The sequence below is a fragment of the Exiguobacterium alkaliphilum 12/1 genome (assembly GCF_000714435.1).
Taxonomy (GTDB): Bacteria; Bacillota; Bacilli; order Exiguobacteriales; family Exiguobacteriaceae; genus Exiguobacterium; species Exiguobacterium alkaliphilum.
The window spans coordinates 1-21764 of sequence record NZ_JJMW01000032.1 but is presented as its reverse complement, the minus strand read 5'-3'; the positions used below and the strand labels follow the sequence as shown (position 1 = coordinate 21764).

Here is a 21764-nt window from a genome sequence, read left to right as displayed (position 1 = left end):
TTTTGCACAGGAGGCGTTGTAATGGAACAATTACCAATCCTTCCTTTGCGTGGAGTCGTGGTCTATCCGCTGATCGGAGTGACGATCGATGTCGGTCGTCCGCTCTCCTTACGGGCACTCCTTGCCGCAAAGGAACACGAGACAGATTTGATTGTCGTGACCCAAAAAGAGACAGGCAAAGAATCACCTGAGCAGGAAGATTTATATGCGATCGGGACGCGCGTCCACATCGCCAAGATGAGCGAGTTGTCGAACGAGACGGTACGGGTCCGCCTCGTCGGGAAAGAACGCGTCAAAATCAATGCGATTGATGAGACGAAGGAAGGCTGGTTCGCCGACGTCGAGCCGCTCGAACTCGTCGAAGGCGAAGAAGTCGAACGGACGGCACTCGTCCGGTTGTTGAAAGAACAGTTCGGCAAACTCGTCGGGTCGATTAAAGGGTTGTCGCCGGACGAACGGCGCCGTTTCGAGATGTATGAGCGGCTCGAGTCGCTCACCGACTACATCGCTTCGAAGCTCGACATCGATGTCGACCTCCGCCAAGCGATGCTCGAAGAGCCGGACGCCGTGAAGCGCGGGCTCGAACTGCTCGAGATCATGACGCATGAAGTCGAGATCATCGAGCTCGAGCAAGAGTTGCGTGAACGGACGAAGAAGACGATCGAGCAGGCGCAAAAAGAGTACTATTTACGTGAGCAGATGAAGACGATTCAACAAGAACTCGGTGACCAGTCGCAAGACTCAGAACCGAACCGTCTCCGTGAGAAGCTCGAGGCGCTCGACTTGCCTGAGACGACACGGAAGAACGTCATGCGCGAAGCCGAGCGGTTGAACGTCGTACCGGCGACCTCGCCAGAGTATGCCGTCATTCGCAACTATCTCGACTGGGTCGTCTCGCTCCCGTGGGGCATCGAAACGGAAGACAAACTCGACGTCAAACACGCGGCCGACGTCTTAGACGACGACCATTACGGGCTCGAGTCGGTGAAAGACCGCATCCTCGAGTACTTGGCCGTCCGCCAATTGACGAACTCGCTCCGTGGCCCGATTCTCTGTTTATCTGGACCTCCCGGGGTCGGGAAGACGTCGCTCGCCCGCTCGATCGCTTCGGCGCTCGAACGGCATTTCGTCCGTGTCTCGCTCGGCGGGGTGCGGGATGAGGCCGAGATTCGCGGTCACCGCCGGACCTATATCGGCGCGATGCCGGGTCGAATCATTCGTGGCTTGAAGCAAGCCGAAAGCAAGAACCCGGTGTTCTTGCTCGATGAGATTGACAAGATGGCGTCCGACTTCCGGGGTGACCCGGCGTCAGCGATGCTTGAAGTGCTCGACCCGGAACAGAACGTCTCGTTCTCGGACCACTATATCGAGGAGCCGTTCGACTTGTCGAACGTCCTCTTTATCGCGACGGCGAACGACGTGTCGCAAATCCCAGCACCACTCCTTGACCGGATGGAACTCATTCAAATCGGGGGCTACACCGAGCTCGAGAAAGTCGAGATTGCGAAGCGCCACTTGATTCCGAAACAATATAAAGAGCACGGGTTGAAAAAAAGCCAGCTGACGATTAAAGAGGACGCGCTCTATGAGGTAGTCCGTCGCTACACGCGTGAGGCCGGTGTCCGGAACCTAGAACGCGTCATCGGTTCGCTCTGCCGGAAAGCAGCGAAACAGATTGCCATCGGCGAGAAAAAACGCGTCACGATCTCGTTGAAGAAACTGAGTGACTATCTCGGGAAACCGAAGTATCGCTACGGGAAAGGTGAGACGGAAGACTCGATTGGAGCCGTCACGGGCCTCGCGTACACGGCGTTCGGGGGCGATACGCTCACGATTGAAGTGGCGCTCGCACCAGGCAAGGGCAAGCTCCAGTTGACGGGTAAACTCGGCGACGTCATGCAAGAATCGGCACAGACGGCGTATAGTTACGTCCGTGCCAACGCCGAGCGGTTCGGCATCGACCCAACGTTCTATGAGCGCCAAGACGTGCATATCCACGTCCCGGAAGGTGCCGTCCCGAAAGACGGTCCATCGGCCGGCATCACGATCGCGACCGCGCTCATCTCGGCACTGACCGGCAAGAAAGTCCGCCGTGACATCGGCATGACCGGAGAAATTACGCTCCGGGGCCGTGTGTTGCCAATTGGCGGATTGAAAGAAAAGGCGCTCGCCGCACATCGGGCCGGACTCACGACCATCGTGATTCCGCACGACAACGAGCGCGACATCGACGACATTCAAGACACGGTCCGTGAGAAACTGACGTTCGTGCCTGTGACGACGCTCGATCAAGTACTAGACGTAGCATTTGGAGGAAACTAATGAAAATCACTAAAGCAGAATTTATCACGAGCGCCGTCGCGCCTGACCATTACCCGGTACATGAATTGCCAGAAGTGGCGCTCGCCGGACGCTCGAACGTCGGGAAGTCGTCGTTCATCAACAAGATTTGTCAGCGTAAGGCGCTCGCGCGGACGTCATCAAAGCCTGGGAAGACGCAGACGCTCAACTTCTTCAACATCAACGACGAAATCATGTTCGTCGATGTCCCGGGCTATGGCTACGCGAAAGTGTCGAAGACCGAACGCGAGAAGTGGGGCGTCATGATGGAGCAATATTTGACGACACAACAGGCACTCCGTGGTGTCGTGCTCTTAGTCGACATCCGTCATGAGCCGACCGGCGACGATGTGACGATGTACAACTTCTTGAAGCATTACGACATTCCGGTCATCGTCGTCGCGACGAAGCTCGATAAAATCAAGAAGAGCCAGCGTCAAAAACACGAGTCGGCCGTCAAACGCAAGCTTCAGTTCGACCCGTCCGACCGGTTCGTCGCCTTCTCGGCGGAGACGGCAGAAGGAAAAGACGAGGCGTGGAAAGCGATTTACGACTTGTTGACACGCGAAGACGACTGAACGAGGCGAGGGGATTCCCTCGTCTTTTTTGTTTTCATGGTTACCGGAGCGGGTATTTATCGTATAATTGTCTACATATATTGTTAGGACAAGAGAATATTGAACGAGGTGGAAGGATGCATATTATGTTTGGAAACAAATGGTACCGCGCATTATTTTGGACGTTGACGATTTTCTTGGTCATCTGGGTCGGGACACAGATCTCATTCGTGTTCGAACCGGTGAAAGTAATCCTGGCGCTCGTCACGGTACCGCTCATCATTGCTGGACTATTCTTTTATTTTCTCGTCGGCATCGTCGACTACTTGGAGAGACGTTCCGGGAAACGCGGCGTATCCGTCGCCATTACCTTGACGTCACTCCTGCTCATCATCACAATCGTCTTCAGCGTGCTCGGGCCGCTCCTCGTCGAGCAAGTGACGTCACTCGTGAACGCCTTGCCGAGCATCGCGAAAGAGTTGCAGGTGCAAATCTTCGCCGTTCGGGACTCGCTCATGGAAAACGAGTTCTTGTCACGATTCGTCAATGAGAACGATGACATGTTCACCGAGTTCACGAACAACGTCACGGCGTACCTAGGGGACATCTTCGGCAACGTCGCCTCATCGGTCGGTCGTCTCGTCGGCTTCATCACGTCGGCCGTCATCACCATCGTCGTCATTCCGTTCATGCTCATCTATATGCTCCTTGACGGGAAGCGTCTTCCGGACTCGATCGTCAAATGGTTGCCGAAGAGCTATGAGACCGAGACGCGCAAAATCTTGAACGACATGCACACGACGGTGAAGAACTATGTGCACGCACAACTGCTCGTCGCGTTCTTCGTCGGCATCACGTCGCTCATCGGGCTTTGGATCGTTGGGGTCGATTACGCGATTCTGCTCGCCCTCTTCATGATGGTCACGAACATTATCCCGTACGTCGGTCCGTTCCTCGGTGCCGCGCCGGCCGTCGTCGTCGCTTTCATCCAAGAGCCGATTATGGCCGTCTGGGTCATCATCGTCATCATCGTCGTACAGCAGATCGAGTCGAACGTCATCTCGCCGCTCATCCAAGGGAAATCCCTCAAAGTGCACCCGCTTACGATTATCATCGTGTTGCTCGTCGCGGGGAATCTCGCCGGCATCATCGGGATGCTCATCGCCGTGCCGACGTATGCGGTGGCGAAAGTCGTCGTCCAAAACATCGTCCGCATCTATAAGTTGCGGGAGCATAAGCAATACTTGGAGGCCGAAGAAGAAAAATCGGAAAGTGCGATTATCACCGATCCTTCCGGGTTGAAATGACGAAAAAAGTAGAAATGGCTTCGTTGTCCGTTTCTACTTTTTTTCGTCACAAAAAGTTCTTATTTTATTTCAGGAAAATCAAACAGAAGATTATAGTTCCCAGATAAGAACTGTTATAATGTACGGTAGAGATTGAAATAGAAAAGACAACCGTCGGTGGATTTTGGATGAGGGGAAGAGATACATGCATATTGTCGTCGTTGGACTGAATAACAAGACAGCCCCTGTCGCGATTCGGGAGCAGTTCTCGTTTGGGGAGCAAGAAATCGTGGATGCGATGATTGCACTTCGCGAAGAGAAGAGCATTTTCGAGTCGGTTATTTTGTCTACGTGTAACCGGACCGAGCTATACGTCGTCACCGACCAGCTCCATACGGGACGTTATTACACGAAACGTTTTTTGGCCAACTGGTTCGACCTTGAGATGGACCAGTTCACGCCATACTTGTCGATTCGTGAAGGTGAAGAGGCGATTCGCCACTTGTTCCGCGTCACGTCTGGGCTCGATTCGATGATCATTGGGGAAACACAGATTTTAGGGCAAGTGAAGTCGAGCTTCTTCCGTGCGCAAGAGAACGGCACGACAGGGACAGTATTTAACAAACTGTTCAAAGAAGCCGTCACGCTCGCCAAACGGGCTCATACCGAGACGCAAATTGGGGAAATGTCGGTATCGGTAAGCTCGGCAGCGGTCGCACTCGCGCAAGAGATGTATACGTCACTTGACGACAAGCAAGTCGTTGTCGTCGGTGCCGGCGAGACGGGCGAGTTGACGACGCTCAACTTATTCGAGGCTGGGGCGAAACAAATCGCCGTCTTCAACCGGACCGAGAGCAAGGCGAAAGCGGTCGCGGACAAGTTCAAAGGCCGGGCCCATTCGATTCGTGAGATTGCCTGCGGTCTGCTCGATGCGGACATTTTAATCAGCTCGACGGGCGCGAAGCAAGCCGTCATCGAATATGATGACGTGGCGGCAGCGCAACTGCTCCGCCGTGAACGTCCGCTCTTGTTGATTGACATTGCCGTACCGCGAGATATCGATCCAGCGGTACGTGCGCTTCCGGGTGTCCACTTGTTCGATGTCGACGACTTGAACGGCATCGTCAACAAGAACTTGGCGGCCCGCCTCGTCGAAGCCGAGAAGATTGAAGTGAAGATTGACGCTGCGATTCACGAGTTCCAGGCATGGCTCGTCACGCTCGGCGTCGTGCCGATCATGAACGAGTTGCGCGGCCGCGCGCTCACGATTCAAGAGGAGACGATGGAGAGCCTCGAGCGTAAGCTCGACCATTTGTCGGATCGCGACAAAAAGGTCATTGGCAAGCATATGAAGTCAATCATTAACCAGATGCTTCGCGAACCGATTGACTATATTAAAGACGCAGCCGCTCAGCCGGATGCGAACACACGCATCAACCAGTTCGTCGAGACGTTCGGTCTCGATGTCGACATCCCTGACGCCGAACCGGAAACGGAAGAAGCCGAAGCGATGTCAGCTAAAGCACCACTACGCGCTTTGATGCGCTAATACAAAATCAAACAGGCGGCGAATCTCGTCGCCTTTTTCTATGAAGGAGACCAATCATGCGTAAAATCATTGTCGGCTCACGCCGTTCCCAACTCGCGATGACACAGACGAAATGGGTCATCGAGCAATTGAAGAAAGCTGGCGCACAAAACGAGTTCGAGATTAAAGAGATCGTGACGAAAGGTGACCAAATCGTCGACGTCCAGTTATCCAAAGTCGGCGGAAAAGGGTTGTTCGTCAAAGAGATTCAACAACAGATGCTCGACGGTGACATCGATTTTGCGGTCCACAGCATGAAAGACGTCCCGGCCGAACTTCCGGAAGCGCTCTACATCAGCTGTATGCCAAAGCGCGTCGACGCGCGTGACGTCCTCATCTGTGAGAACGGCCATACGCTCGAGACGCTCCCGGAAGGTGCGATTATCGGGACGAGCTCGCTCCGTCGCGGCGCGCAAATGCTCGCGGCGCGCCCGGACTTCGAGATTCAATGGATTCGCGGCAACATCGACACACGACTAAAAAAACTCGAGACGGAAAACTTCAACGCCATCTTGCTCGCCAAAGCCGGGCTTGAGCGCATGGGGTGGACGGACCGTGTCGACTTCGAAGCGCTCGACCCAGACATGATGGTCCCGGCCGTCGGCCAAGGCGTGCTCGCCATCGAGAGCCGGAAAGACGACGCTGAAGTGACGGCGGTCTTACAACTGTTACACGATGACGTGACGGCGAAAGCGGCGACGGCCGAGCGGACGTTCTTAAAGGCGATCGAAGGGAGCTGCCACGTGCCGGTCGGTGGTTACGCGACGGTCGACGGGGACGATGTGACGCTCACCGGGCTCATCGCCTCGGTCGACGGGAAAGAAGTGCTCCGCGTGACGAAGACGTCGAAGGATGAAATCGCACTTGGGCAAGACGTGGCGAACGAACTCCTCGGACGTGGCGGACGTGAGATTCTCGCCTCGGTCGATGTGTGACGTCTGGCACACAGGGACAAAACGATTGACCGCTTCGCAACGGGCCACGCTCGAGGCGAGCGGTCTTTCCGTTCATCACGTCCCGCTCATCGAGACGAGATTGACCGATGCGCCACTACCGACCCGTTCATTCGATTGGCTCGTCGTCACGAGCCAGACAGCCGTACCGGCGCTGACGGACGTCCCGCGCGACGTCCGCGTCGCCGCCGTCGGCGAGAAGACGAAACAAGCGCTCGAACGAGTTGGCTTCACCGTCTCGCTCATGCCGGAGACGTATACGGGCGAGGCGCTGTTCCACGAGTTGGCCCACGTCGTCAAACCGGACGAGACCGTCGTGTTCGCCCGGGGCGATTTGGCGAACACAGATCATATGAAACAACTTCACCATGTCGTCGACTGGGTCGTCTATGAGACGGTCGGTCGTGACTTGACCGAGGCGGAAGTCGAGGCGCTCGAACGCGTCAACGCACTTCTCGTCCTCAGCCCGTCCGCCGTTCGGGCGATCACACCGTACCTCGACCGTTTCGACGGGACGTGGTACGCCATCGGTGAAGTGACCGAGCGCGCCGTCCGGGAAGTGTCGACGTTACCGGTCCGCGTGCCTGAGTGTTATACTATGGATGCATTAATACAGTGTGTAGGGGAGGATTTTTCATGAACCAGTTCGACCGTCACCGTCGCCTTCGTTCATCGAAGTCGATGCGTGCACTCGTACGTGAAAACCATGTTCGGAAAGAAGATTTGATTTACCCGCTCTTCATCATCGAAGGGACAAATATTAAGCGTGAGGTCAGTTCGATGCCCGGCGTCTTCAACTTCTCGCTCGACCGGCTCGAGGACGAAATCAAGGAGATCGTCGACCTCGGTATTCAGTCGGTGCTCTTGTTCGGCGTACCGGAGCATAAAGACCCGGAAGGTTCGGAAGCGTATCATGACCACGGCATCGTCCAAGAAGCGATCCGTCAAGTGAAAGCGTGGGCGCCAGAACTCACGGTCATCGCCGACACGTGTCTCTGTGAATATACGTCAACGGGCCACTGCGGCATCGTGAAGAACGGGGACGTCGATAACGACGCGTCACTACCGCTTCACGTCCAGACGGCGATCACGCAAGCACAAGCCGGCGCTGACATCATCGCGCCGAGTTCGATGATGGACGGCTTCGTCGCGTCGATTCGGGAAGGGCTTGATCAAAACGGGTTCAGCCATATCCCGATCATGAGCTACGGCGTCAAATACGCATCGGCGTACTACGGACCGTTCCGTGACGCGGCGCAGTCGGCACCGGGTGAAGGTGACCGGAAAGGCTATCAGATGGACCCGGCCAACCGTCGCGAGGCGTTCCGGGAGTCGCAATCGGACGTCGAGCAAGGGGCGGACTTTATGATCGTCAAACCGGCGCTCGCGTTCATGGACATCATCCGTGATATGCGCGACTCGCTCGATATGCCGATCGTGGCGTATAACGTGAGCGGGGAGTACGCGATGATCAAAGCGGCATCGTTGAACGACTGGGTTGACGAACAACGCATCGTCATGGAGACGATGGTCGGATTCAAACGGGCCGGCGCCGATCTCATCATCACGTATTTCGCTAAAGACGTCTGTCGCTATTTGGAAGGAGACTACGCATGACCTACAAACAAACACGCTCAGAAGCGGCGTTCGAACAAGCACGTCCGCTCATGCCGGGCGGGGTGAACAGCCCGGTCCGTGCCTATAAATCAGTCGGGATGACACCGATCTTCGCCGAACGTGGTGAAGGCTCACGTGTGTACGACATCGACGGCAACGAATATATCGACTACGTCCTCTCTTGGGGACCGCTCATCCTCGGTCACCGTGACCCTGTCGTGACGAAAGCGATCCAAGAGCAGGCCGAGAAGGGCTGGACGTTCGGGACACCGACCGAGCTCGAGACGAAGATGGCGGAACTCGTCATCGACCGCGTCCCATCGATCGAGATGGTGCGTATGGTCAACTCGGGTACGGAAGCGACGATGGCGGCACTTCGCCTCGCACGCGGTTACACGGGCAAGACGAAAATCTTGAAGTTCGAAGGCTGCTACCACGGTCACGGCGACTCGCTCCTCATCAAGGCGGGATCGGGTGTCGCGACGCTCGGCCTCCCGGACTCACCGGGCGTGCCGAAAGAACTCGCGAGCCACACGCTCACGGTGCCGTATAACGACTTAGAAGCGGTCCGCGTCGCGTTTGAGAAGTACGGCGATGACCTCGCAGGTGTCATCGTCGAGCCGGCTGCGGGCAATATGGGCTTCGTGCCACCGCAGCCTGGTTTCCTCGAAGGACTCCGTGAGATCACGGAGCAAAACGGCGCGCTCCTCATCTTTGACGAGGTCATGACCGGCTTCCGTGTCGGCTACAACTGTGCCCAAGGCTACTTCGGTGTGACGCCGGACTTGACGTGTCTCGGGAAAGTCATCGGCGGCGGTCTTCCGGTCGGCGCGTACGGCGGGAAACGCGAGATCATGGAACAAATTGCGCCGCAAGGACCGATTTACCAGGCGGGCACGCTCTCAGGAAACCCGCTCGCGATGATTGCCGGCTACACGACGCTGTCGCAACTCAAACCGGAACATTATGCGGAGTTCGAACGCAAAGCGGATCGTCTCGCCGAAGGCTTCACGAAAGCGGGCGAGAAGTACAACATCCCGCACGACACGAACCGTGCCGGGTCGATGTTCGGCTTCTTCTTCACGAACGAGAAAGTGACGAACTTCGAGAAGGCGAAATCGGCCAACCTCGAGATGTTCCGCTCGTATTATCAGAAGATGGCGGCGCGCGGCGTGTTCTTGCCACCGTCACAGTTCGAAGGCTTGTTCCTCTCGACCGTGCATACGGACGAGGACATCGAGCAGACGCTCGCAGCGGTCGAAGCGACGTTCAAAGAGCTACAAGAAGAGTTTTCACTCTAATCTTGACGGAACCCGCTTCTGTCGCTACAATTGTTTAACAGATACGAACAAAAGCTATGATGAGGAATAGTACGCAACAAACATCCTTTCCCAGAGACGCGGCCGTTAGGTGCAAGGCCGCGAAGGATGGTGCGGAAGTCGCCTCGGAGCTGACCTTTTGAACGCGAGTAGAGAGGTCCGGTCCATCGACCGTTATTCGATTTTGAGGGCGCCAACGTGTTTGGCGAACTAAGGTGGTACCGCGGAAGATTCGGCTTCTTTCGTCCTTAGCGTATAGGACGAAAGAAGCCGTTTTTGTGTTTACATTTTATAGAGGGGGCATTATATATGGCCAACGAGACAAACGAAATCACCATGCCGACGAAGTACGACCCGAGTGCGACGGAAGCGAAATGGTACGACTACTGGTTAGAGAACGACGTATTCAAAGCAGACGAGGACGACTCGAAACAGCCGTACACGATCGTCATCCCGCCACCGAACGTGACGGGGAAACTTCACCTCGGACACGCATGGGACACGACGCTCCAAGACTTATTGACGCGCTTGAAGCGCATGCAAGGCTATGACGTCCTCTGGCTCCCAGGGATGGACCACGCCGGCATCGCGACACAAGCGAAAGTCGAACAAAAGCTCCGTGAGGACGGCATCATGCGTTACGACCTCGGTCGCGAGAAGTTCCTCGAGAAGACGTGGGAGTGGAAAGACGAGTACGCGGACACGATCCGTGCCCAGTGGTCAAAACTTGGCCTCGGCCTCGACTACTCGCGTGAGCGCTTCACGCTCGACGAAGGGCTCTCAAAAGCGGTTCAGGAAGTATTCGTCCGCTTGTACGAGAAAGGCTTGATTTACCGTGGCGAGTATATCGTCAACTGGGACCCGGCGCAAAAGACTGCCGTCTCGGATATCGAAGTCATCTATCAAGAAGTCGAAGGCGCGTTCTATCACATGAAGTACCCGCTCGCGGACGGTTCGGGCCACATCGAGATCGCGACGACGCGTCCGGAGACGATGCTCGGCGATACGGCCGTTGCCGTCAACCCGAAAGATGAGCGTTACGCGCACCTCGTCGGCAAGACGATCATGCTCCCGGTCATGAACCGTGAGATTCCAATCGTCGCGGACGACTACGTCGACATGGAGTTCGGTACAGGCTGCGTGAAGATCACACCGGCACACGACCCGAACGACTTCGAGATTGGGAACCGTCACGAACTCCCGCGCGTCCTCGTCATGGACGAAGGCGGCAAGATGAACGAGAACGCAGGCAAGTACGAAGGGCTCGACCGCTTCGAATGCCGCAAGCAACTCGTGAAAGATTTAGAAGCGGACGGCACGCTCGTCAAGATCGAGCCGCACACGCACTCGGTCGGTCACTCGGAACGTTCGGGCGCGGTCATCGAGCCATATCTTTCGAAACAGTGGTTCGTCGACATGGAGCCGCTCGCCAAAGCGGCGCTCGAAGCGCAAGGACATGACGACACGAAAGTCAACTTCGTCCCGGAGCGGTTCGAAGGCACGTACCTCCGCTGGATGGAGAACATCCGCGACTGGTGTATCAGCCGTCAGCTCTGGTGGGGCCACCGCATCCCGGCTTGGTACCATAACGAGACGGGCGAGGTATATGTAGGGAAAGACGCACCAGCGGACAGCGAGAACTGGACGCAAGACGAAGACGTGCTCGACACGTGGTTCTCGTCAGCGCTTTGGCCGTTCTCGACGATGGGCTGGCCGGACACGGATGCGAAAGACTTCAACCGTTACTTCCCGACGAGCGCGCTCGTCACGGGTTATGACATCATCTTCTTCTGGGTATCGCGCATGATTTTCCAATCGCTCGAGTTCACAGGGAAGCAGCCGTTTAACGACGTGCTCATCCACGGTCTCATCCGCGACTCGGAAGGCCGCAAGATGTCGAAATCGCTCGGGAACGGCGTCGACCCGATGGAAGTCATCGACCAATACGGCGCGGACTCGCTCCGCTGGTTCCTCCTTACGGGATCGACACCAGGGAACGACCTCCGTTTCTATTGGGAGAAAATCGAATCGACATGGAACTTCGCGAACAAGATTTGGAACGCGAGCCGTTTCGCTCTCATGAACATGGACGGCATGAAGTATGAAGAAATCGACTTGTCAGGTGAGAAGACGCTCGCCGACAAGTGGATCCTCACTCGTTTGAACGACACGGTCGACCAAGTGACGCGTCTCGTCGACAAGTACGAGTTCGGCGAAGCCGGTCGCTACCTGTACAACTTCATCTGGGAAGAGTTCTGTAACTGGTACATCGAGATGGCGAAACTCACGCTCTACGGTGAGGACGAGGCGGCGAAAGCGACGACCCGCTCGGTGCTCGCGCATACGCTCGACTCGATCATGCGTCTCATGCACCCGTTCATGCCGTTCCTCACAGAGGAAATCTGGCAGCACTTGCCGCACGAAGGCGACTCGATCGTCCGTGCGAGCTACCCGACGCGCCGTGACGACCTCCACTTCGCAGACTCGGTACCTGCGTTCGAGGCGGTCATGAACGTCATCCGTTCGGTCCGTAACATCCGCTCGGAAGTGAACGCGCCGATGTCGAAACCGATCCAGCTCTTCATCTCGACGTCGGATGAGGCGACACAAGGTTACTTGAGCGCGAACGAAGCAACGATCGGCAAGTTCACGAACGCGACCGAGCTCGAAATCGGACGTGGCTTGACGGCACCGGACAAGTCGATGTCGGCCATCATGACGGGCGCAGAACTGTTCATCCCGCTCGCCGACCTCATCAACTTCGAAGAAGAAATCGCCCGTCTTGAAAAAGAAGTGGCGAAGTACGAGAAGGAAGTCGAGCGCGTTCAGAAGAAACTCGGCAACCCAGGCTTCACCGGCAAGGCGCCAGCTCACGTCATCGACGAAGAGAAAGCGAAAGAGAAAGACTACCTCGACAAACGTGACGCGGTCCGCGCCCGTTTGGAAGAGTTGCGCAAGTAATCCCTTGACCTTCTTTGGAGATTTTTTCTCCGAAGAAGGTTTTTTTTGGTAGAATTAGGTATTACATACGACAAAGGTGGATGAGATATGAAGCGACGATGGGTCATCGCGAGCCTTGCTGTGTTCGGTTTGAGCGGGTGTATGGCGGAAACGCCTGCGCCGATTGAACGAACCGAATCCGAAGTAACAAGCAACGAAGAAACCGAATCGACATCGGAGGAGAAAGACGTGTTCGGCTCCGTGATTGAAGATGTGCCGAAAGGGACCGTTCGACTTGTCGATGCGGTCACGGCCCAATACACACTTCAATATACAGATGGCACGTCCGAGCAACCCTCGAAAGAGGGTGTTTTCTACGAAACGGTCCTCGATAATCTTGGACTCATCGCCATCCGGTTGCCTGATCGCGACGATTCGTTCGGCGTGTTCAACTATTCACGGGGCGAGGAGTGGATGTTGCATGGTATTCAACACCTCACCGTGTCCAAGGCGGCTGAAAAAGTCCGACACGGATTGGATTTGCCTGAAGCGGAGCTCTTTATCGCCCACTTTGAGATGAATCAGCTCGAGCGCCCGGTCGAGATGTGGACGTTGTATGATGAGACGGAGCGCATCACGATTTTGTCGACCGATTCGTTTAGTGTGACTGGCGGTGAATTGATTGACCGACGAGACGTTTCGAATGAGCGGTATCGCTTAAATCAACCGGTAGGGAACGGCTTGTATTACTTCGACCAAGGGAGACTGATTGTCGTGACAGGGAACGTATCGGAAGAGACGTTGCTCGACCTCTCGGACTCGTTACCAGAGGCGTCATCGGCAGACTTTCCAATAAAAGAATAAATTAAATCAGGAGAAAGGATGGGTTCTTGTTTGCCAGTGCACGAATTTGATTTATGGGATCGAAACTTGAAAACACCTATACGTAATTCAGATTATAATGGATACACTGAGGTTGATGATGATTTTATCCAAGAGCTTATGGAGGAGTGTTCGATTATGCGTACCTATTTCCATTCGTATCATCGTCCTGAACTCGGGTTAGATTATTATGGAATCACCATAATCCCAAACGAATCGTTGTCGATGTTCTATAATGTCGTCACACAGTCAAGAGCATTCCCTCAATCAGAAGCGTTGAGCGATTTAGCGAGCCTAATCGTCCGTGCTGAGCGCGAGGGGAAAGACTTGGTCCACTTTGGGATTTAAACGAGAAGAACCTCCCGACATCAATCCTGACGTCTGGAGGTTCTTCGTTTTAGCCAGGTGATGTAGAGGCCGATAGCGGTAATCCAAAGGAAATGCATGTAGAGCGAATCGGTCAACCCGACCCGATACAGATGGACGAGATAGACCGCGTACAGAAACGCGGCGATGAGCATCAAAATGAAATAGACGACTCTCATTCGTGGTCACTTCCGTCCCAACCAGGTAGCTGTTTGGTCAATAGGAAGTACGATGAGATGAACAAGGCACCGAGCGCAAGCCCGGTCCATTGTGGCTGGACCGTTTGGCCGATCAATAGGAGATAGAGACCATATACCGTGTAGGGAGCCGAAACGATGAGAAACATCAGTGCGACGATTGTGACCTTCATTTTGTTTCCTCCCATTCCAACTCGTTCAAATGTTTCATGAACTGGAAGAACGAAACGATTAAGAAAAACGCGGGCATGGACCAAACCCAGCCGCTATGAAACGGACCTTGCCACAGCTCGAGCGAGATGAGGCAGGCGAAACCGAGTGAGATGAGTGACGCGAGTAGACGCATAGGGAACCTCCTGAATCGTTGATACTCACCTATACGTCGATTGATTGTAGAAGGTTCCTAAAAAAATCCATCCCACGAGAGCGGGATAGATCATGTGCCACAAAACGTCTGGTACGGAACCGTCCGCGGTGGACCTGGCGAGACGTAGCGTCCGTAGTCGGCTTCGTAATCATACGGGCTTCTGAGAACGACGAGGAGTGCATGTGTCGGCTCGAAGTCACCACGAGCGGCTGCTTGAATCGCTGACTCGACGTGATGGTTGCGCGGGATGACCGCGGGGTTGTGCTGGCGCATGAGCCGGGTCACGTCTTCATCCGGAAGACCTTGTTCCCCGAGACGTTTCCGCCAGGCTGCGAGCCACGCCTTGCCGTCGTCACGATTGGCGAAGGCGAGCGATTCCGTGTCACGGAGCGTGAGGGCGCGGAACGTGTTCGTGAAGTCCGCCTCGGTCTCGACCATCAGGCGAAGCAATTCGTCCGTGAGCGCATCGTCTCCGTCTTTTCGGACGTATAGCCCAATCTTATGCGCGAGTCCCGTGAAGTATGCTTCTTTATACGTCTCGGTATACTCGTTCAACAGCTCGTTGGCGATGTCGATGGCGGCTTCTTGCGTCTCGGCGAAGAGCGGCAATAACGTCTCGGCCAGGCGTGCCAAGTTCCACGACCCGATGTACGGCTGATTCGCATAGGCGTAGCGGCCTTCCCGATCAATCGAGCTGAAGACGGTATGCGGATGATACGTGTCCATGAACGCGCACGGTCCGTAGTCGAGTCCTTCACCGCTGATGAACGTATTGTCCGTGTTCATGACGCCGTGGATGAAGCCGACGAGTTGCCAGTCGGCGATCAGTTTCGCCTGACGCGTGATGACGCGACGGAGGAACTGTTCGTAGCGGTCCGGCTTTCCTTCAAGGTCAGCGTCGTGGCGACGAATCGCATAGTCGGCGAGCGCGATGACGTCATCGATCGAACCGGCCGCGGCCGCATATTGGAACGTGCCGACGCGCAAGTGGCTCGAGGCGACACGCGTCAACACGGCCCCATGCTCGGGACGTTGTCGCATGACAGGCTCACCGGTCTTGACGACACTCAAGGCGCGGTTCGTCGGGATGCCGAGCGCGTGCATCGCCTCACTGATGATAAATTCTCTGACCATCGGACCGATGGCGGCCCGGCCGTCGCCGCCCCGTGAATATTCGGTCGGGCCCGAGCCCTTCAATTGGACGTCAAACCGTTTTCCGTTCGGTGCGAGATGTTCCCCGAGCATGAGGGCACGCCCGTCCCCGAGCATCGTGAAGTGCCCGAACTGGTGCCCCGCATACGCCTCGGAAAAGGACGTGTCGGTCTGAATATTCCCGGCTAACAGGGCGACGTCCTGTTTCACCGCCTCGATGTCGAGCCCGAGCGATTTCGCGAGATCGTCGTTGAACAAGACGAGCTCAGGTGCTTCGACCGGATGGACGGGTCCCCGGTCGTAAAAGATGTCACGGAGTTCAAGGTACGTCGCCTCGAAGTTCCAATTGGTTGTCATCACAATCCCTCCTTCTTCGCCTCGAGTATAGCACAGCCGATTCATTCGTTCGGTGTCTGCGAATTTTGGTAAGATGAGAAGGAAGTGTACATATAGGAGTGAATCGAGATGGAGACGAGACAAGACGTATTGAATTGGTTGAACGGACAGCTTCGGTTTGGCATCAAACCGGGGCTCGAACGAATGGAGTGGATGCTTTCACGACTCGGGATTGAGGAGTTGCCCTCGGTCCACGTTGCCGGGACGAACGGGAAAGGGTCGACCGTCGCTTTCTTGCGGTCGATGGCAATTAAACAAGGTCTGAACGTCGGGACGTTCATCTCACCATACATCATCCAGTTCGAGGAGCGGATTATGTTGAACGGAGAACCAATCGGGGAAGAGGACCTCGTCGACATCGCGAATCGCGTTCAAGCCTGTGCGAGTGCGTCACCAGAGACGTTGACGGAATTTGAACTGCTTACAGTCATGGCATGGCTCTATTTCCATGAACAACAGCCTGACCTCGTCATTTGGGAAGTCGGTCTCGGGGGTCGCCTCGACTCGACGAACGTGTTGAAACGGCCGCTCGCGACGGTCGTCACGTCCATCGGGCACGACCATCAAGGCATCCTCGGTGATACGCTCGAAGAGATCGCGCTCGAAAAGTTCGGCATCATGAAGCGCGATGTGCCGATGTTCCATAGTTTGACGGACGAGCGGTTGATCGCATTGTTAGAAGACAAAGGGGAGGCGTACGCGTCTCCGGTCCGAGACGTCACACCGCTCGTCCAATCAATTGAAGACGGACGAGAGACGATCGTGACATACGACGGGTTGCCTCCGGTGACGCTTGGATTGACGGGGCGCCATCAAGCGTATAACGGCGCATGTGCCGTCGCCGTCGCGCGCCATCTCGGATGGGAAGAAGAGGCGATTCGATTGGGACTCATCATTGCTCAACATCCAGGTCGATACGAACTCGTGTCAAAAGAGCCGCGTATCCTCCTTGACGGGGCCCATAACGCGGAAGGGGTCGAGGCGCTCGTCGAGCAAGTACGGCTCGAGGATGATGTGACGATCCTTGCCGCTATTCTCGCCGATAAAGACCGTCTCGCCATGGTGGACTCGTTAAACGAAGTCGGACGCGTTGTCGAGACGACGTTTGATTTTCCTCGGACGCGGATGAAAGAAAGTTTACTGGCGGACGGGGCCGACTATGTCGAGTGGAAGTCGTGGCTCAAGGATTGGGTAGAAAAGCCGCAGTCGAAAACGCTCGTCGTGACGGGATCGCTTTACTTCATCAGTGAAGTCAGAACGTATTTCCAAGAAACATTTACCAATGATTAAAGAAAGCTATGTAAGTTCTGGTAAAGTGGTGTGATAATGAAGAGTAAACATCAAATTTGGGGAGGAACTCACGTTGCGTAAGTTTCTGCACGTACTTATCATTGTCATCATGCTCGGCTCAACCGTGCCTCAAATGAGCCACGCCGATACAGACCAGCCTTTATTGAACATTCTTGTTTTACGAGATGCATACAGTTCCTCCAAAATTCTGACCGTCGATCAATATAAAGCGGCAATCGATTCATATCGAAGCTCGTTAAATGTAGATGCGTCAAAACTGAACGTACAGTTTATGACGATTAAAGAGTTCAACGCCTCCCGTTTCCCGATGACCGGGGCCTATGACGCTGTCATGATCGGAAGTAGCCCGTTGTCGACAAAATATCAGACGGGAACAATTGGGCGTAGCACGAATCACGATACGACCCTTCTATTCAACGATTTGACCGCCCTCAAAGTTGATGAGCTGTTCCATTCCATCGTACGCGTCGGCTTACCGCTTTACCTACACGAAGATGCCGCAACCGGTGGCGCACAGTTGAAGTGGCTCGCTTCGTTTGCGACCTATTCGAATGTCAAAGTCTTCCCGAGAGAGACGAACAAAAACGTCGATCAAGAGATGGTGCAACAGCTCAATAAAGTGTCGAGTATCCGTCCACGCTTGAAGACGACGAACGTCACATACAACCAACAACCGCTTGTGAACAATACGATCACGGTGCGAAACGACGTTCGGTCCCCGATCAACTTTACGTACAATATGGCGGCGCAACCGAACGCCTCAACCATCGTCGAACTCTACATCGATTTCGACCATAACGATCGCTTCCACCCGCAAGAGAAAGTCGTCGAGCAAGCGGCCAAGCTCTCCGGCACAATCGACTTCACGTTATCTCGTCCGACGTTCAGTGGCCCGAAGAACTGGATGCTCGTCGTGAAAGACACGATTACAGGACGAGCTGACTATAAAAAAGGAAGTTTCGTCTACTTGGACCAACAAGTACAAGCGAATATTCTACAACTGACGGCAGGGACGAGCACGAACGGACAAATCTCACGGGACTTGTCGGACATGCTTGTCGACCCGGCCGGCAACTATTCGTTCAAACTGACGAACGGGAACACCGACAGTTTCGGGAAAGGTGTGTACGACGCGGCGCTCGCGGCGAACGACTACGACATGTTGATCTTCGGCTTCCAAGACTCGTATAACGTGTCGGGGAGCATGAGTGAGAGTGCGACGAGAAAAGTGAAGCGTTTCAGTGAGACGGGACAAGGGGTCATGTTGACGCATGACACAATTTTCCGGACGAACAGTGCGGATGCGCCAACGTCAGAATGGGAGCGACAGTTTGTACACCAAGATCCTGCCTTGAACGTCTCGGGCCAACGTACGTATACGAATATGGGGTTCGGTGCGCCGGAACAGACGTCACGTGCCATCAAAGTGCAAGATGGGATTTTCACGAACTATCCGTTCAAGTTGGATGACGCGCCAAAAAGTATTTCAAATACCCACAATCAATATTTCACACTCGATTTAAATGACCCTGAAGTGACGCCTTGGTATAACCTCTATTCCACAGGTGGAAACCGGGTGTATGGAGACGCGAACAACCATTATTACACATACACGAAAAACAACTTCACTTACTCGGGTGCCGGACATACGAATAGCTTCACGCAGGCCGACGAGAAAAAAATCTTTATTAATACGATGTATCGAGCCTTCATCGGGGCGAATCATAAGCCTTATAACGTCATCGAATCCATCAGCGATCAAGTGAACGCGTATTCGAAAGAAGACATCAAAACGAAGACACTCGAAGTGACGGCCGGACGGGATGTCCGCGTCATGTGGCGCCCGAGCGATTATGATTTCCAAGACCAGTCCCTTACTTCGACGTTCACGTACAACGGCAAATCGGCGACGTTTGAAAACTTACGTAACTACGAAGTGAGAGAGTTCGTCATTCCGGCCGCTGATGTCATCGAAGGCAAACCATTATCTGTTTCGATTGAGACGACGGACAAACGGAATGCGAAAGTGACCGATACGTTGACGATCAACGTCAAACGACCGGAGTCGGTCAACGATCTTATTAAAGTCACGCGCTCGATTAACCCTTCGACCATCTCGCTTTATGAGACAGGTACGATCAAGTATCAAATCGAGTACCCTGAACAGTTCGACCGCCTACCGAACCAGTTAGGGGATAAGTTCATCCGTATCAACACGGCGACATTCACGGAACAGTTGCCGAAAGAACTTGAAGTCGTGGCCATTCGCGACGCGGCAGGGAAAGAGTGGCCCGTCACGAACACGCAGAAAATCGATGTCTCGTTCCCGTTAGAGCTCTATTATTTACGGAACGGTTCGATCAATGTCTTTATACCAGAGGAAAGCGGGGACCGTCGTCTCGCGTTTGACGTCGTCGTTCGAGCCGTTCAACCTTCTGGCTCTATCCTTCAGTTGAAACAAGCCGACAACGTCCTCAAGACGGACATCGAGTATTCGAAGAAGCAAGATCATATTTTGGATAAACATAACGACTGGGACAAAGAGACGACCATCACCTCGACGTTCCCTGATCTCTTCATCAACATCGGCTCCCCGTTCGCTTATAAAGCGACGATTCCTGACGTGACGCTACAAATCGGAGCGGAACAAGTCGTCAGCCCGGTCATCACGGATGCGAAAGGGAACGTGTTCTCGAATCCGACCTGGAGAACGTTGAAGTGGGAAGTCGTGGGCAACGACGGATTCGTTCAAATGAGCGGCTCAGGAAATAACGCCGTCATAAAAGGAATCAAGACCGGTCAAGCCAAACTACGTTTAACGATTGACCCAGGAGAAGGACGTCAGGCGATCACGACTGAATCAACTGTCAAAGTCATCAGCCCGCCCGAGCAAATTCAAATCAATGCGCAATCGTTATACGTCGGCCAAAAAGTGACGGTGGCCCCGAGTATCATGCCGAGTACGGCACAATACGAGACCGTGCGCTACGAAACCGTATCAGGTGACAGCGTTTCGTTCGTCCAAAAAGGCGCGACGCTCGAAATCAGCGGACTCAAACCGGGCAAAACGGTCATTCGCGCGACGGTCGACGCTGGCGATTTATTCAGTAACGTGAACGTACGTATGCCGTCCACGACCTTCACCGTAAACGTTCTAGCCCCGTCGTTGACGCAAACACCGGAACAACTCGACCTATGGGTGTGGGATAGCCTTGACGCTGAAAAGCGTGTAAACGATACGGCCGAGATTCGAATTATCTCAAACCCTGAAGTCGGAAAAGAGACGACGTTGATTGGGACGGTACCCGCTGCGTTGACAGTGACGCGAACAGCGTCTGGCTACACGCTTCGCGCCAATCACGGGCATGGGACGAATGGAAATGTGTCTGCGATTTCATTACAGACCGCTTTCGTCAAAACGGAACTGAAGAACGTCATATCCAATCCGACGGTGATTCGAGTGAATGAGTATCCGAATCAAGTGTTGGCTCAAGACGTGACCATCAATATCGGAGAAGGGTCCGCACCGCGAAACCCATCCCTCCAGTTCTGGCCGACCACCTCGACATGGCGTGACTATCGATTGAACGTGTTGTCGGGTGAGTCGTTTGTGAAAGTAGATGGATCTGGGAAACAACTCGTTCCAGTTAAGCCGGGCATCGCGAAAGTCCAAGTGTATACGACGCTTCCGAGCGACCGAACGTTCATCCCTGTCACCGACACGTTCTATGTTCGCGTCATCGAGACGTCTGGTGAGAGTAAAGATGATCGCTATTAATCGAGGAAGGTTGGAAGTCAATTGAAACGAAAATGGATGCTCGTTGCGTTAGGGGTCGTTGTCTTACTCGGTCTATACGTATGGAACTCGTCGACAGTCGACCTCACGCCCCTTGAAGGGGACGAATTGCAAGAAGCCATTGCTTCGAAACGCGATTTGACCGTGGAAGACATTCATCAGCTCCAACAACGTGGTGAATGGGAAGCGGTCGAACTCGCGATTCAGTCCGAGAAAGTCAAACCGACGCCCGAGCTGTTCCTAGAAGCGTTACAGTATGGAACGAGCGAGGTGATTCGGACCTACTTGGCTCATGAGGCGGACCCGTTCGCAGAAGTGAACGGAGAGCCGTTGATGGCACGCGTATACGGCGAGAACGCCGATGCCGCGAAATGGAACGTCGTGCATGAAGAAGTGCATGACGATCGGCTACTCGTGCTCGCAGCCGATGCGCTCGACTTGAACGCCGTCACCTCTTTACTTGATGCAGGCGCGGTCATACCTGTGCAAGCGAAAGAATCGATTTTATATCAAGCGGTTCGGCATAATCACGTGGTGCTCATCGAACGATTAATCGCGAATGGGGCGTTATGGACGTCGGCACATGAGCAGTTGGCCCGTGAGTTTCGTTCGGATGCCGTCTTGAATTGGATGAAGCAACGTTGAAAAAGACTCGCACTCAATCGGTGATATGCTCCCCAATAGGTAGACAGATGAA

Annotated in this window: 18 protein-coding genes and 1 other annotated feature; of the genes, 14 read left to right on the top strand and 4 right to left on the bottom strand. The window is 54.5% G+C overall.

What is annotated here, in order from left to right:
* The first annotated feature begins 21 nt into the window (after positions 1-21).
* The 11 genes from lon to RT52_RS07270 all read left to right on the top strand — a co-directional run bounded on the left by lon (position 22) and on the right by RT52_RS07270 (position 13830).
* Positions 22-2322 (top strand): endopeptidase La, encoded by a 2301-nt coding sequence (gene lon, locus RT52_RS07320; RefSeq protein WP_034816351.1) that lies wholly within the window; start codon positions 22-24, stop codon positions 2320-2322.
* Positions 2322-2918 carry a ribosome biogenesis GTP-binding protein YihA/YsxC gene (gene yihA / locus RT52_RS07315; protein WP_034809760.1) on the top strand — a complete coding sequence of 199 codons (597 nt, stop codon included), beginning with the start codon at positions 2322-2324 and terminating at the stop codon, positions 2916-2918. The genes lon and yihA overlap by 1 nt, the downstream gene beginning before the upstream one ends.
* Before the next feature lie 125 nt (positions 2919-3043).
* Positions 3044-4204, top strand: coding sequence for an AI-2E family transporter (locus RT52_RS07310; protein WP_081825918.1), 1161 nt, complete (start codon positions 3044-3046; stop codon positions 4202-4204).
* A 184-nt stretch (positions 4205-4388) separates the two neighbouring features.
* Complete coding sequence (gene hemA, locus RT52_RS07305; protein ID WP_034809755.1) at positions 4389-5732, top strand: glutamyl-tRNA reductase; 1344 nt, start codon at positions 4389-4391, stop codon at positions 5730-5732.
* 56 nt (positions 5733-5788) lie between these two features.
* Positions 5789-6706: a hydroxymethylbilane synthase gene (hemC, locus tag RT52_RS07300; protein ID WP_034809752.1), complete on the top strand. Its 918-nt coding sequence runs from the start codon at positions 5789-5791 to the stop codon at positions 6704-6706.
* On the top strand, positions 6636-7364 hold the full coding sequence (locus tag RT52_RS07295; protein ID WP_245175487.1) for a uroporphyrinogen-III synthase: 729 nt from the start codon (positions 6636-6638) through the stop codon (positions 7362-7364). The genes hemC and RT52_RS07295 overlap by 71 nt, the downstream gene beginning before the upstream one ends.
* Entirely contained in the window at positions 7361-8341 is a 981-nt protein-coding gene (hemB, locus tag RT52_RS07290; protein WP_034816349.1) for a porphobilinogen synthase, read from the top strand. Before RT52_RS07295 ends, hemB begins: the two co-directional genes overlap by 4 nt.
* Complete coding sequence (gene hemL / locus RT52_RS07285; RefSeq protein WP_034816347.1) at positions 8338-9642, top strand: glutamate-1-semialdehyde 2,1-aminomutase; 1305 nt, start codon at positions 8338-8340, stop codon at positions 9640-9642. The genes hemB and hemL overlap by 4 nt, the downstream gene beginning before the upstream one ends.
* A gap of 47 nt (positions 9643-9689) precedes the next feature.
* Positions 9690-9913 (top strand) — a binding site (T-box leader).
* 56 nt (positions 9914-9969) lie between these two features.
* Entirely contained in the window at positions 9970-12621 is a 2652-nt protein-coding gene (locus tag RT52_RS07280; RefSeq protein WP_034816346.1) for a valine--tRNA ligase, read from the top strand.
* Between the two features lie 87 nt (positions 12622-12708).
* Positions 12709-13464, top strand: coding sequence for a hypothetical protein (locus RT52_RS07275; protein WP_034816345.1), 756 nt, complete (start codon positions 12709-12711; stop codon positions 13462-13464).
* 156 nt (positions 13465-13620) lie between these two features.
* Positions 13621-13830, top strand: coding sequence for a hypothetical protein (locus RT52_RS07270; protein ID WP_051690303.1), 210 nt, complete (start codon positions 13621-13623; stop codon positions 13828-13830).
* Positions 13831-13850: 20 nt separating this feature from the next.
* Here RT52_RS07270 and RT52_RS16355 read toward each other — a convergent pair whose 3' ends face one another.
* The 4 genes from RT52_RS16355 to RT52_RS07260 form a co-directional block, all read right to left on the bottom strand.
* Positions 13851-14027, bottom strand: coding sequence for a hypothetical protein (locus tag RT52_RS16355; RefSeq protein ID WP_156028796.1), 177 nt, complete (start codon positions 14025-14027; stop codon positions 13851-13853).
* Positions 14024-14218 (bottom strand): hypothetical protein, encoded by a 195-nt coding sequence (locus tag RT52_RS07265; protein ID WP_034816344.1) that lies wholly within the window; start codon positions 14216-14218, stop codon positions 14024-14026. Before RT52_RS07265 ends, RT52_RS16355 begins: the two co-directional genes overlap by 4 nt.
* The gene (locus RT52_RS16350; RefSeq protein WP_156028795.1) at positions 14215-14391 is read right to left on the bottom strand and encodes a hypothetical protein; all 177 of its coding nucleotides are present in this window, start codon (positions 14389-14391) and stop codon (positions 14215-14217) included. Before RT52_RS16350 ends, RT52_RS07265 begins: the two co-directional genes overlap by 4 nt.
* A 90-nt stretch (positions 14392-14481) precedes the next feature.
* Positions 14482-15921 (bottom strand): protein adenylyltransferase SelO, encoded by a 1440-nt coding sequence (locus RT52_RS07260; protein ID WP_034816343.1) that lies wholly within the window; start codon positions 15919-15921, stop codon positions 14482-14484.
* A 108-nt stretch (positions 15922-16029) separates the two neighbouring features.
* Between RT52_RS07260 and RT52_RS07255 the strand changes: the two genes are divergently transcribed.
* From RT52_RS07255 to RT52_RS07245, 3 genes are all read left to right on the top strand, one after another.
* Positions 16030-17250: a bifunctional folylpolyglutamate synthase/dihydrofolate synthase gene (locus RT52_RS07255; protein WP_034816341.1), complete on the top strand. Its 1221-nt coding sequence runs from the start codon at positions 16030-16032 to the stop codon at positions 17248-17250.
* 73 nt (positions 17251-17323) lie between these two features.
* Positions 17324-21049 (top strand): DUF5057 domain-containing protein, encoded by a 3726-nt coding sequence (locus RT52_RS07250; RefSeq protein WP_034816339.1) that lies wholly within the window; start codon positions 17324-17326, stop codon positions 21047-21049.
* A gap of 21 nt (positions 21050-21070) precedes the next feature.
* Positions 21071-21712: a hypothetical protein gene (locus tag RT52_RS07245; protein WP_034816336.1), complete on the top strand. Its 642-nt coding sequence runs from the start codon at positions 21071-21073 to the stop codon at positions 21710-21712.
* The last annotated feature ends 52 nt before the right edge of the window (positions 21713-21764 follow it).